Below are 11,765 nucleotides of genomic sequence, written 5' to 3'. Positions count from 1 at the left end.
ACCCCCGTCCGGCCCGCATCCGGCCAGGCGTCGGGCGACAAGCGCGGCTGGCTGTCCGACCTGCTGACGCGCGCCTCCCTCGACGACGAGGACGAGGCGGGCGTCACCGAGAGCCCCGCCCCGGCGGCGTCGAAGGCCGCGGTCGAGACCGGCCGCATCGCCCTGGAGACGATCTCGGCCGACATCGCGCGGATGATCGACCACCGCACCGCGGTAGACCTGTGGGAGCGCTACCGCCGCGGCGAGCCGAACCTGTTCGACATCAAGATCTACACGCCGCAGGGCAAGCAGACCTTCCTGGAGATGCAGCGCCGCTACCGGGCCGACGCGGAGTTCCGCCGCACCGTCGATCGCTACGTCAGCGAGTTCGAGCGCCTGCTCGGCGACGTGGCCCGCAACGACAAGGACGCGGCCCGCGCCGACGCCTACCTCACCTCCGAGACGGGCAAGGTCTACACGATGCTCGCCCACGCGAGCGGACGGTTCGAGGGGGCCTGACGGCTCCACGCGGGATCGGACGACGAGAAGGGGGCGCCTCCATCGGGGGCGCCCCCTTCTTCTTGGGCAAGATTGATCGGCCAGGCCGTCGGATCAGAGCAGGCCGAGGCCGACGAGTTCGCGACGGAGGGCTTCCGGCATCGCCGCGAGGTCGCCGGCCGCGCCCTCGCCGAGGTCGGCCGGCGCGTCGCCCTGGGTCAGGTAGCGCCAGCCCTGGAACGGGCGGTAGGGGCGCGGCGCGACCGCGACGATCGCCGGATCGAGCACCAGGCGACAGCGGCCGATGCCGTCGTCGCCGGTGGAGGGCTCGATCGCTGCGACCGCTTGCCGGCAGCTCAGCGTGCCCTTGATCACCCAGTAGATCGAGCCGCGACCGGCGATCTCGCTCCGGCGCTTGGGCACCATCCGCGTGGTGTGGACCGGCGCGGGTGCGAGGCCGAGCCGCAGCGCCTCGTCGCGGAACCGCGCCTGGCGCGCCGCAAGCTCCTCGATCGAGGCCGGGCCGACGCAGAGCTTGAGCAGGTGAAGGGCCACGGTCTCGTCGGTCTCTCGCAGGCGCGGGGCGATGCGCGAGAGCGTGTAACGCGGATCGTCGCAGCGGGTGCGCGGCCCTTCGTCCCGGTCCGCGGGAGCGCGGCCGGGTCACCCCTCGGTCATGGCCTCGACCATGCCACCCGGATCGTTCACGAACTGCCGCATGATCCTGAAGTGCTCGGTGTCCTGCAGCGCCACCGGCTCGAGCCCGTGTCGGGTCATCCGCAGCAGCCCCGCCCCCGGATGGGCCATGATGATCGGCGAATGCGTCACGATCACCACCTGGGTCCGGCCGCCCGCCTCCATCCGCTTCAGGAGCTTGAGGAAGTCGAACTGCCGGGTCGGCGAGAGGGCGGATTCGGGCTCGTCGAAGATGAAGAGGCCGGGTCGCGCGCAGCGCTCCTCGAAGAACCGGATGAAGCCCTCGCCGTGCGAATGGGACAGGAAGTCCGCCGACGGGCTGCCGACCTCGTCGAGGTAGCGGGCCACGGAGAAGAAGCTCTCCGCCCGGAAGAACCAGCCGCCGCCGACCTTCGGCAGCCAACTCGCCTTGAGCGACCGCGCCACGCTTCCGCCGCCGATCTCGGCGGCGCGGGCGTTGTCGACGGCCCGGTAGCCCGGGCCGCCCCCGCTCTCGTCGAAGCCGGCGAGCACCGCGATGCCTTCCAGCAGCGTGGATTTGCCGACCCCGTTCTCCCCGGCGACGATGGTGACCGGGCGGTCGAACGCCAGCTCGAACCCGCCCTCCCGGAACAGCGGAAGGCAGAACGGATAGGCGTCGCGGTCGTGGGTCGCGTCGTCGGGAATCCAGACCCGCCTCAGGTACGGCGGCGGCAACGTCTTGACCTGGTATCTCGCCAACGCCCCGGCCCCGCTGCTCCGACTCGCAGCCGACAGATGGCGCGATCGCGCCGGAGCGTGCAACGGCCGCGCCGCGTGTCGTGCGCGATTTCCTATCGCAGGACCAAGTGCCGTCCTCGCGAAGCCTGCCTCAGCAGAACAGGGCCAGCTTCTCCTCGACGCTGAGGGCGTCGATCTCGGCGAAACTCATCGCGCGCTCAGTGGCCGGAGGCGACACGGCGTCCGGCTCGGGTGAAGCGTCTTCGGAGGGATCCGCTTCAGGCTCGAGCGCCAGCTCCGCCTCCGGCTCGTGGTCCGTTTCCGGCTCCGGCTCCGGCTCCGGGTCCTGCTCAGGCTCGGCGACGACCTCCTTCGAGGCGATCTGCGCCTCGAAATCCTCGGCCCAGTCGAGCGCGACGTCGGCATCGGGCTCTTGGAACGGCTCGGGCTCCCCGAGGGCTTCGAGCATCGCCGGCTCTTCAGGAACCTCAAGCTCTTCGGGCTCGGGGGCCGAGGGCAGGAACACGATGTCGTCGTGGAGCGGCACCGCCCCCGGCTCGATCGCGCGGAGCGCCGCATGCGCGGCGGCGATCGTCGCCGGCGCGTCGGTGCCGAGGTAGCGGTCGACGTCGCTCTGGTCGAGATCGGCCGGCCGCGATTCCATCGAGGGGCGGTAGGTCGCGTCGCCCGGCCCCGGCGGGACCGGGTCGCCGGCGTCTCCCCAGATCGCCATCATCGCGTTCAGGCGCTCCTCGAGGTAGCGCAGCGTGTGGACGATCCGGCCGGTGCGCTGCGCCGTGAGGTCCTGGAACGAGCAGGCGGTGTAGATCTGCGTCGCGTAGCGGTCGAGGGCGTCGCAGGCCGCCGCGTCGATGCCGTTCTCGCGCAGCGACCACGCGCTCTCCTGCACCTGCTCGGCGGCGGCCAGGATGTCGGTGGTCGCCCGCTCGGTCGCCTGGACGATCGCGTCCAGGGCTTCCGACGCGATGCTGAGCCGGGTCTGGTCGTGGCCGGGATCGGTGATCGCCGCGATCTCGGCCTTGGTCCGGCCGATCGCGTTCGCCATCTCCATGATGTCGCCGCGGAAATGGCTGACCGCGTCCGGGCCGCGCCCGTCCGTGACCGCGGATTCGAGCCGCGCGATCGCATCGAGCAGCACGTTGGTGTCGGCGCTGCGGTTGCGGCTGGCGAACTCGGCGAGGAACCAGCGCCCGCGGGCGCTGCCGCTCATGGTCGCCTCGATGGCCTCGTACTCGGTCGGCTCGAAGGCCGTCAGCGAGTGGGAACCGGACATGGTACGCGTCCTTGCGGGCGATGGCCGCGTGCGGTGGGGCTCGACATGGCTCCGGAACGACACTGGCGAGCGCACAATTTGACAGGATCGATTTAACGGCGGCTTACGGACGCCGCCTCCGCCCCGTCCACGCCGATCGATCGAGACCCTTGGCCGCGTCACCGCCCCTCGAGCCCAGCCGTATCCGCCTGTCGCTCCTCTATGCGGTGGTGTTCGTCGAGATCGGCATCGCGATGCCGTTCATGCCGGTCTGGCTCGCCGCGCTCGGCCTCGACGCGTCGGTGATCGGGCTGCTGCTCGCGCTGCCGATCGCGACGCGCATCGTCGCCACGGCGCCGTTGATGAGCCTGATCGACCGGGGCGTCGGTGCGCGGGCGCTGCTGCTGGCGGGAAGCCTCGCGCTGGCAGGGACCTACGCGCTGATGCCGGCCGGCGCCGGGATCGGCTGGGCGGCGCTGGCGCTCCTCGTCGTCCTCAATGCGGTCGCCGGCGCGCCGCTCGTGCCGAGCATCGACTACCTCACCCTCGCCGCGATCCGCCGCCGGCCTCAGCTCGATTACGCGCGGATCCGCATGTCCGGCTCGGTGGCGTTCCTGCTGGCCAACCTCGCCGGGGGCGCGTTGCTGACGGCGATGGGCGAGACCCTCGCGGTGCCGCTGCTGCTCACCGGGCTCGCGCTGATCGCCAGCGCCGTCGCGTTCACGAGCCGGTCGGTCGCCGCGCCTGCCCCGGAACACGCGGAGGGAATGCGCCCGCGCCTGCCGCCGCGCCTGAAGCTCTGCATCGCCGCCGCCGCCGCGATCCAGGCGAGCCATGCGGCGATCTACGCCTTCGGCAGCATCCACTGGACGGCGCACGGCTTCTCGACGGCCACCGTCGGCGCGCTCTGGGGCGTCGGGGTCGCCGCCGAGATCGTCCTGTTCGCCTGCGTCGCGCGCCTGCCCGCACGCTGGCGCACGCCGTTCCGCTATCTCGCGTTGGGGGGCGGGGCTGCCCTCGTGCGCGCGCTCGGGATGTATGCGCTCGGCGACAGCCTGGCCGCCCTGGTCGGGCTCCAGGCGCTGCACGGCCTGACCTTCGGCGCGACGCAGCTCGGGGCGATGGCCGCCGTCTCCGCCTTCGCCCCGGACGGCGCCCGCGGCCGGGCGCAGGGCACGCTCAGTGCCGCGAACGCCACCGCGGCGGCGGGCGCCACGCTGCTCAGCGGCTTCGCCTACCGGGCCGGGGGGCCCCTCGCCTTCCTGGCGATGGCGCCGCTCGCGGTCGCGGGCCTCGCCCTGACGGCGGCGGCCGCGCGCCGGACGACGCCCTCAACCGCACAAGTCTCGGTTGCGGTGCGGTACGATACGGACCGTCAACCCTAATCTGGACATATCGCCGGCGCAGACCGGCGCCGAACAGGGACACAGGCTTCGTGCAGGCCACCGCCACCACGCCGACCCGCCGGCCCGACCGGCAGCCCGCCGGCGCGACCATCGCGCCGGGCGACGGCCGCGTCGCGCTGGACGGTCGCTGGACCGCCGACCAGGGCGGCGCCGTCGAGACCGCCGCCGCACGCATCGCCACCGAGGCCAGGGTGCGCCCGGTGGTCGTCGACCTCGGCGACGTCGCCCGCCTCGACACCCTCGGCGCCTGGGTGCTGGAGCGGACCCGCGGCGAGATCGAGGCCGCCGGCGGTCACCTGACCTATGCCGGCGTGCGGCCCGAGCACCGCATCCTGCTCGGCGAGATGCAGCTGCGCGATCCCGAGCCCGCCAGCCCCGTCCGCCAGGGCCGCGTGGTCGCTTTGCTCGACGGCCTCGGCCGTCGCGTCGTGCGCGGCGGGCACGACCTCGTCACCGGGCTCGCCTTCCTCGGCGAGGTCATCGCCGCCTGCCTGCGGGTGGCCTCGCGCCCTTCGAGCTTCCGCGGCCGCGCCTTCGTCAACCAGATCGAGCAGGTCGCCTTCCGCGGCGTGCCGATCATCTTCCTGATCTCGTTCCTCGTCGGCGGCATCGTCGCGCAGCAGGGCATCTTCCAGCTCCAGCGCTTCGGGGCGGCGGCCTTCGTCGTCAACCTGATCGGCCTGCTGATCCTGCGCGAACTCGGCGTGCTGCTCACCTCGATCATGGTGGCCGGGCGCTCCGGCTCGGCCTTCACCGCCGAGATCGGCTCGATGCGGATGCGCGAGGAGGTCGACGCCCTCCGCGTCATGGGGCTCGACCCGATCGAGATCCTGATCGTGCCGCGCATCCTCGCCCTCGTGGTCGGCCTGCCGATGCTGACGCTGATCGCGGCGCTCGCGGCGCTGACCGGCGGCGGCCTCACCGCGATGGCCTATGGCGGCCTCACCCTGGAGCAGTTCCTCGCCCGGTTGCAGGCCGCGGTCGGCGTCCACCACGTCCTCGTCGGGCTGATCAAGGCGCCGTTCATGGCGCTGATCATCGGCATCATCGCCACGATCGAGGGGTTCGCCGTGGAAGGCTCGGCCGAATCGCTCGGGCGCCACGTCACCGCCTCGGTGGTCAAATCCATCTTCATGGTCATCGTCCTCGACGGATTGTTCGCGGTCTTCTTCGCCGCGATCGATTTCTGACGAGTCCGTGCGAAACCCAGGTTCCATGCCCGAGACGAACGAGCCCGAAGCGATCATCCGCGTCCGCGACCTCGTCGTGGGCTTTCGCGACCGCACCATCCTGAAGGGCCTGAACCTCGACATCCGCCGCGGCGAGATCCTGGGCTTCGTCGGCCCCTCGGGCCAGGGCAAGTCTGTGCTGACCCGCACTATCCTCGGGCTCGTGGCCAAGCGGTCCGGCACCATCGAGGTGTTCGGGCAGGACATGGACGGCCTCACCATCGCCGAGCGCCGCGGCGTCGAGCAGCGCTGGGGCGTGCTGTTCCAGCAGGGCGCGCTGTTCTCCGCGCTCACCGTGAAGCAGAACATCCAGATGCCGATGCGCGAGCACCTGAACCTGTCCGAGCGCCTGCTCGACGAGTTCGCGCGCCTGAAGATCGAGATGGTCGGCCTGAAGCCGGACGCGGCCGACAAGCTGCCCTCGGAGCTGTCGGGCGGCATGATCAAGCGCGCGGCGCTCGCCCGCTCGCTGGCGCTGGACCCCGAGATCCTGTTCCTCGACGAGCCGACCTCCGGCCTCGACCCGATCGGCGCGGGCGAGTTCGACGAGCTGGTCGCGACCCTGAAGCAGACGCTCGGCCTCACCGTCTTCATGGTGACGCACGACCTCGACAGCCTCTACACCGCGTGCGACCGCATCGCGGCGCTCGGCGACGGGCAGATCATCGCCGCCGGCACGATCGACGAGATGCTGGCGCACGACCATCCGTGGCTGCGCTCGTACTTCCACGGCAAGCGCGCCCGCGCGATCGTGCCGCCGGCGCCTGCGCAGATTGGAGAGCCGGCCCATGCGTGAGCGTAAGCACCGGGTGCGTGCGTCGGCGCACAGCAAGGGTGCGCCCGCGCACCGCGTGAATGCCACAGCTTGGCGGAAGGCCTGACCGATGGAGACCCGCGCGAACTTCGCCCTCATCGGCGCCTTCACCCTCGGGGTGATCCTCGTCGGCTTCGGCTTCGTGCTGTGGCTGTCGGGCGGCTCGTCGCGCCAGGTGAGCCAGGCGGTGCGCATCGTGTTCTCGGGCAGCGTCGGCGGCCTGTCGCGCGGATCGAGCGTCACCTTCAACGGCATCAAGGTCGGCGAGGTGACGGACGTTCACCTGCTGCCGCAGGACCCGCGCCGGGTCATCGCCGAGATCAAGGTGGCGCCCACCACCCCCTTGCGCGCCGACACCCGCGCCCGCCTCGATTCGGCGATGCTCACCGGCGTCTCGGTGATCGCGCTGAACGGCGGCAACGCCGACGCCCCGGCGCTCGCGGCCGGCAGCAATGGCGAGATGCCAACGATCTTCGCCGACTCGTCCGACATCCAGGACATGATGGCCGCCGCCAAGCAGATCGCGCAGCGGGCCGACGACGTGCTCCAGCGCCTCGACAAGGTGGTCGCCGGCAACGAGGGCGCGATCACCCGCACGCTCGCCAACGTCGAGAGCTTCTCGAAGACCCTGGCCGAGGCCGGCCCGGCCGTCTCGAGCCTCGTCAAGGCGGTGGACGGGACCAAGCTCAACCGCGTGATCGACAACACCGACCGGTTCTCTTCGGCGCTCGCCACGTCGAGCCCCGACATCGAGGCCGGCCTGCACGACGCCCGCTCGCTCGCCGCCAAGCTCAACGCGTCAGCCGACAAGATCGACGCGGTGCTGAAGGGCGCCGAGGGCTTCCTCGGCTCCGCCTCGGGCGAGGCCGGCGCCAGCACCTTCACGCAGGTGCGCGAGGCCGCGATCTCGGTGCGCGACGCCGGCAAGGCGTTCCGCACCCTGTCCGAGAACCTCGACAAGCGCACGGCCAACATCGCCACGAGCTTCGGGCGGCTGAGCGGCACCGGCCGCCGCGAGGTCGAGGCCCTGTCCACCGACGGGCAGCGCACCCTCAACACCCTGAACCGCACGGTCCGCACCCTGGAGCGGGACCCGTCGCAGGTGATCTTCGGCGGCAAGCCGACGTTGCCGGAATACAACGGTGGCCGCTGAACGCGCCGGTTTCCGGGTCGATGTGCCCCGGCGCACGGCACGTTTGCCGCGCTCGCGTAGTTTGAACGGCACAGCTTCATCCGATCCCGGCCGTGCGGCCGGGATCGTTCAGGTATCGCGTATGCTCCGCCCCGTAACCGGTCTGGCGCTCGCCGCCGCGCTCGTCGCCCCGATGCTGGGCGGCTGCGGCGGCGGCGCGGCGCCGTTGACCTTCGACCTCATGGCGCTCCCCGCGACCGGCCGCCCGGCCGCGACCGCGCGCGCGATCGTGGTCGCCGAGCCCGTGGGCATCCAGCCGTTCGAGGCGGACCGCATCATCGTGCGCGAGGCCGGCGGCTCGCTCGCCTTCCTCGGCGGCGGCCAATGGGCCGACCGCCTGCCGCGGCTGATCCAGACCCGGATCATCCAGAGCCTGGAGAATGCCGGCCGCATGCGCTCGGTCTCGCGCCCCGGCGACAAGGTGGTGTCCGACTACCAGCTGATCTCGGAGATCCGCGCCTTCGACATCGCCGCCGGCACCGGCGAGGCGGTGGTGGACATCTCGGCCAAGCTGATCGCGGACGGCACCGGCAAGGTCGTCGCGGCGCGGATCTTCACGGCCCGCGTGCCGGTCGCCGCGGTCGATGCCGGCAACGGCGCCCGCGCCCTCGACCAGGCGCTCGGCACCGTGCTCGCGGACATGGTGCGGTGGGTGAACGGCGGGCGCTAGAGCATTTTCCGTGATCTCCGGATCACGGAAAATGCTCTAACCTACTGTGTGGTCGCATTTTCTTCACGCGAGCCGGCATCCACCTCGCTTGAAAATGCTCTAAGCGCTTAAGCCGCTCATTCCATCACCGCCGCCTTCATGATCACCACCATGGTCGCGCGCCCCGGCACGTCGCCGGTGCAGCGCACCGCGTGCTGGCGGTCGCAGCGATAGCGCAGGGTCTCGCCAGCCCGCGCGCGCTGGACGACGCCGCCGATCTCGACCTCGAAGCAGCCCTCCGAGACCGAAAGCGATTCCACTGAGCCGCGCTGGTGCGGATCGGAATCGAGCACTCCGCCGGGGTCGGCGGAGACCTCGTACCATTGCAGCCACTCGATGGTCTTGACCCAGCCGATGATCGCGAGGCGCACCTTGCCGTCCTCGGAGACGAGGATCGGCGTGTCGGCCCGCGAGGACTTCTCGATGAAGGGCTCTTCGTCGTTGGCCGCCAGCACCCGCTCGATCGAGACGTCGAGCGCCTGCGACAGGCGCCAGATCGTCGCCAGCGTCGGATTGGTCTCGTTGCGCTCGATCTGGCTGATGATCGACTTGGCGACGCCGGATTGCTCGGCCAGCTCGGACAGCGAGAGGTTGTAGGCCTTGCGCAGGCGCTGGATCGTCTTGCCGAGCTGCCCCGACAGCACGGCCGCCCCGTTCAGCATGTCCCGGCCCCGACCCGGCCGTTCCGCCTGTTCCTGCATCGCCGCAGCCATCCGCGCTTCGCCATTGCGTTCCGTTTATCGGAACGATCGTGCGCTACTACAAACGCAATCGCCCGGCGGATGCAAGGCGGCGCGTGTGGATGGGACGGCGTCTCTGCCGTGCGTTCAGGCCCAGACCGCGAAGAAATGGTGCACCGGCCCATGCCCGGCGCCGATCGCGAGCCGGTCTGCGGCAGCGATCGCGTCGCTAACGTAGGCCTTGGCGGCGCGCACCGCCTGTTCGAGGGTCATCCCCTTGGCGAGGCCGGCGGCGACGGCCGCCGACAGGGTGCACCCGGTGCCGTGGGTGTTGCGGGTCGGGTGGCGGGTTCCAGAGAAGCGCCGCACGAGCCCGTCGGCGGTGAGCAGGTGGTCGACGCTCTCGTCGCCCTCGGCGTGGCCGCCCTTGATCAGCACGCCGCGGGCGCCCGCCGCGACGAGGCGCCGGGCCTGCGCCGCCGCGCCGTTCTCGTCCACGGCCGCCGGCTCGTCGAGGAGGCTCGCCGCCTCCGGCAGGTTCGGGGTGACGAGGTCGGCGAGCGGCATCAGGCGGTTGCGGAGCAACATGACCGCATCGTCCGAGATCAGCCGGTCGCCGCTGGTGGCGACCATCACCGGATCGAGCACCACGGGGATGCGCTTGGGGATCGCGTAGCGCTCGAGTGCTGCCGCGACGGCCTCGATGACCGCCGGCTGCGACAGCATCCCGATCTTCACGGCGGTGACGGCGAGGTCGGTGAAGACGCTCTCGATCTGCGCGGCGACGAAGCCGGCCGGCACGTCGTGGATGCCCTGGACGCCGAGGGTGTTCTGCGCGGTCAGCGCGGTGATCGCGCTGGCGCCGTAGACGCCGAGCGCCGAGAAGGTCTTGAGGTCGGCCTGGATTCCGGCACCGCCGCCCGAATCCGATCCTGCGATGGTCAGCGCGATCGGCGTCATCGGATGGTTCCCCGCTCGGCGAGCGCCGCGTCGACCCGCGCCCGCAGGTCGCGCGCCCTCCCCTCCACCGCCTCGGCCCCGAACAGGGCCGAGATCACCGCGATCCCGTCGGCGCCGGCGGCGATCACCGCGGCGGCGTTGCTCGCATCGATGCCGGCGATCGCGCCGACCGGCACCGCGCCGCCGCGGGCGAGCCTGGCGCGGAATGCGATCCGCGCGAACCCGTCGAGGCCGACGGGCGGGTCCGGGTTGTCCTTGCTCGCGGTGGCGAAGACGCCGCCGATGCAGGCGTAGTCCACCGGCAGGCGGTAGAGCTCGTCGGCCTGCGCGCCGGTCTTCAGGGTCAGGCCGACGATCGCCCCCTCGCCGAGCAGCCGGCGCGCGTCGGCCGGGTGCAGGTCCGACTGGCCGAGATGCACGCCCTCGCAACCGGCGGCCAGCGCGAGGTCGACCCGGTCGTTGACCAGCAGCGGCGCGCGGCCGGCGAGCGCGGCGTGGATCGCGCGGATGCGGGCGAGTGCGGCGCGCGCGTCGGCGATGTCCTTCTCGCGATACTGGAACAGGGTGCAGCCGCCGGAGACTGCAGCCGCCGCCATCTCGGCGAGCCGCCGCCCGTCGCCGCCGCAGACGCCGACGTCGAGCAGGCCGTAAAGCCGCAGGTCGACCTTGGGACCCGCCGCGCGGCCGGTGGTCGCGTTCCCGAGGCTGCCGCCCGCCTGCATCGCCCACCTCCCCGAAAGCTTCGTGGAGCGACAGGGATGCCGGCTCGCGTGAAGACCTCGAGGCATGTCTGGCCATCGCGCCGACGCTTAGCAAGCGCTTTCGAGAGCCCACGGGATCGCGCCGTCCCCGCCCGATCGTGCCCGCCGCGTTGACGGCGGACGCGGGTTTGCGGCTAAAGCAACGGCGGGCCGCAGCGCGGCCGCATCACGGGCATTCGGCCGGCTTCGGACGGCGTTGCGATGGGCAGGGCGACGGGACAGACGATGTCGGCGGACTCGCGCGCGGGCGGCACGGTGCCCAGCCCCTCCTCCGTCGGGCTCGCCGCCGCGATCATCGCCGCCACCGAGGGCGAGCCGCGGGCGCTGACCGTCCACGTGCCAGACCAGGCCCCGGGGCGCGGCGACGGGCTGCCGGCCGGGCCGCTGGTCTCGGAGCACGCCACCCTCGAGCGGGGCCTGCGCGCCTGGGTCGAGCGCCAGACGCACCAGCGCCTCGGCTACGTCGAGCAGCTCTACACCTTCGGCGACCGCGACCGGCAGGCCGACGCCAAGGGGGACAGCACGTCCGGCGTCCACACCCTGTCGGTGGCCTACCTCGCGCTGGTGCGCGAGGAGCGCCCGGCGGGCCTCGCCGAGGCGGCGTGGCGCAACTGGTATCGCTACCTGCCCTACGAGGATTTCCGGAAGGGGCGCCCGCCCGAGCTCGACGCGATCGAGGCCGAGCTCCTGGCCTGGGCCGGCGCGCCAGCCGACGCCAAGCTGCGGCGCTCGCGGGCCGACCGCCTCGGCCTCACCTTCGGCCTCAACGGCGCGACCTGGAACGAGGAACGCGTGCTGGAGCGCTACGAGCTGCTGTTCGAGGCCGGGCTGATCCCGGAGGCCGCCGGCAACGCCGGCCCCGCCCGCCC

12 protein-coding genes and 1 pseudogene are annotated in these 11,765 nt (G+C 72.0%); 7 read left to right on the top strand and 6 right to left on the bottom strand.

Annotated elements, in window-relative coordinates:
* On the top strand, positions 1 to 498 hold a 498-nt coding region (locus FV226_RS25025; protein WP_147765042.1), incomplete at its 5' end, for a hypothetical protein.
* A 93-nt stretch (positions 499 to 591) separates the two neighbouring features.
* On the opposite strand, the gene FV226_RS25020 is transcribed toward FV226_RS25025, so the two are convergent.
* From FV226_RS25020 to FV226_RS25010, 3 genes are all read right to left on the bottom strand, one after another.
* A complete protein-coding gene (locus FV226_RS25020) occupies positions 592 to 1,032 on the bottom strand; it encodes a DUF1489 domain-containing protein (protein WP_147765041.1) in 441 nt (146 codons plus the stop codon).
* A 108-nt stretch (positions 1,033 to 1,140) separates the two neighbouring features.
* Positions 1,141 to 1,893, bottom strand: a complete 753-nt coding sequence (locus FV226_RS25015; RefSeq protein ID WP_147765040.1) for an AAA family ATPase — start codon at positions 1,891 to 1,893, stop codon at positions 1,141 to 1,143.
* A 130-nt stretch (positions 1,894 to 2,023) separates the two neighbouring features.
* The gene (locus FV226_RS25010) at positions 2,024 to 3,166 is read right to left on the bottom strand and encodes a hypothetical protein (protein WP_147765039.1); all 1,143 of its coding nucleotides are present in this window, start codon (positions 3,164 to 3,166) and stop codon (positions 2,024 to 2,026) included.
* 149 nt (positions 3,167 to 3,315) lie between these two features.
* On the opposite strand from FV226_RS25010, the gene FV226_RS25005 reads away from it, so the two are divergent.
* From FV226_RS25005 to FV226_RS24985, 5 genes are all read left to right on the top strand, one after another.
* The gene (locus FV226_RS25005; protein ID WP_238272706.1) at positions 3,316 to 4,530 is read left to right on the top strand and encodes an MFS transporter; all 1,215 of its coding nucleotides are present in this window, start codon (positions 3,316 to 3,318) and stop codon (positions 4,528 to 4,530) included.
* Positions 4,531 to 4,640: 110 nt separating this feature from the next.
* Complete coding sequence (locus FV226_RS25000) at positions 4,641 to 5,741, top strand: MlaE family lipid ABC transporter permease subunit (protein ID WP_238272726.1); 1,101 nt, start codon at positions 4,641 to 4,643, stop codon at positions 5,739 to 5,741.
* A 25-nt stretch (positions 5,742 to 5,766) separates the two neighbouring features.
* On the top strand, positions 5,767 to 6,576 hold the full coding sequence (locus tag FV226_RS24995; RefSeq protein ID WP_187273759.1) for an ABC transporter ATP-binding protein: 810 nt from the start codon (positions 5,767 to 5,769) through the stop codon (positions 6,574 to 6,576).
* Positions 6,577 to 6,664: 88 nt separating this feature from the next.
* Entirely contained in the window at positions 6,665 to 7,747 is a 1,083-nt protein-coding gene (locus FV226_RS24990; RefSeq protein ID WP_147753466.1) for an MlaD family protein, read from the top strand.
* Positions 7,748 to 7,868: 121 nt separating this feature from the next.
* The gene (locus FV226_RS24985) at positions 7,869 to 8,456 is read left to right on the top strand and encodes an ABC-type transport auxiliary lipoprotein family protein (RefSeq protein ID WP_147765036.1); all 588 of its coding nucleotides are present in this window, start codon (positions 7,869 to 7,871) and stop codon (positions 8,454 to 8,456) included.
* 116 nt (positions 8,457 to 8,572) lie between these two features.
* Here the strand turns inward: FV226_RS24985 and FV226_RS24980 are convergent, their stop codons facing one another.
* The 3 genes from FV226_RS24980 to thiE all read right to left on the bottom strand — a co-directional run bounded on the left by FV226_RS24980 (position 8,573) and on the right by thiE (position 10,857).
* Entirely contained in the window at positions 8,573 to 9,196 is a 624-nt protein-coding gene (locus FV226_RS24980) for an XRE family transcriptional regulator (RefSeq protein ID WP_147765043.1), read from the bottom strand.
* 126 nt (positions 9,197 to 9,322) lie between these two features.
* Entirely contained in the window at positions 9,323 to 10,135 is an 813-nt protein-coding gene (gene thiD / locus FV226_RS24975) for a bifunctional hydroxymethylpyrimidine kinase/phosphomethylpyrimidine kinase (RefSeq protein WP_147765035.1), read from the bottom strand.
* A complete protein-coding gene (gene thiE, locus FV226_RS24970; RefSeq protein WP_147765034.1) occupies positions 10,132 to 10,857 on the bottom strand; it encodes a thiamine phosphate synthase in 726 nt (241 codons plus the stop codon). The genes thiD and thiE overlap by 4 nt, the downstream gene beginning before the upstream one ends.
* 264 nt (positions 10,858 to 11,121) lie before the next feature.
* On the opposite strand from thiE, the pseudogene FV226_RS24965 reads away from it, so the two are divergent.
* Positions 11,122 to 11,765: pseudogene (locus FV226_RS24965) on the top strand (hypothetical protein); the annotation flags it as partial.

Source organism: Methylobacterium sp. WL12, from assembly GCF_008039475.1.
Classification (GTDB): Bacteria; Pseudomonadota; Alphaproteobacteria; order Rhizobiales; family Beijerinckiaceae; genus Methylobacterium; species Methylobacterium cerastii.
This window is presented reverse-complemented; position numbering and strand designations above follow the sequence as displayed.

Coding starts and splice junctions, on each gene's coding strand:
- FV226_RS25010 (WP_147765039.1), bottom strand. CDS start 3,166: ATGTCCGGTTCCCACTCGCTGACGGCCTTCGAGCCGACCGAGTACGAG.
- FV226_RS24995 (WP_187273759.1), top strand. CDS start 5,767: ATGCCCGAGACGAACGAGCCCGAAGCGATCATCCGCGTCCGCGACCTC.
- FV226_RS24990 (WP_147753466.1), top strand. CDS start 6,665: ATGGAGACCCGCGCGAACTTCGCCCTCATCGGCGCCTTCACCCTCGGG.
- FV226_RS24985 (WP_147765036.1), top strand. CDS start 7,869: ATGCTCCGCCCCGTAACCGGTCTGGCGCTCGCCGCCGCGCTCGTCGCC.
- FV226_RS24980 (WP_147765043.1), bottom strand. CDS start 9,196: ATGCAGGAACAGGCGGAACGGCCGGGTCGGGGCCGGGACATGCTGAAC.
- thiD (WP_147765035.1), bottom strand. CDS start 10,135: ATGACGCCGATCGCGCTGACCATCGCAGGATCGGATTCGGGCGGCGGT.
- thiE (WP_147765034.1), bottom strand. CDS start 10,857: ATGCAGGCGGGCGGCAGCCTCGGGAACGCGACCACCGGCCGCGCGGCG.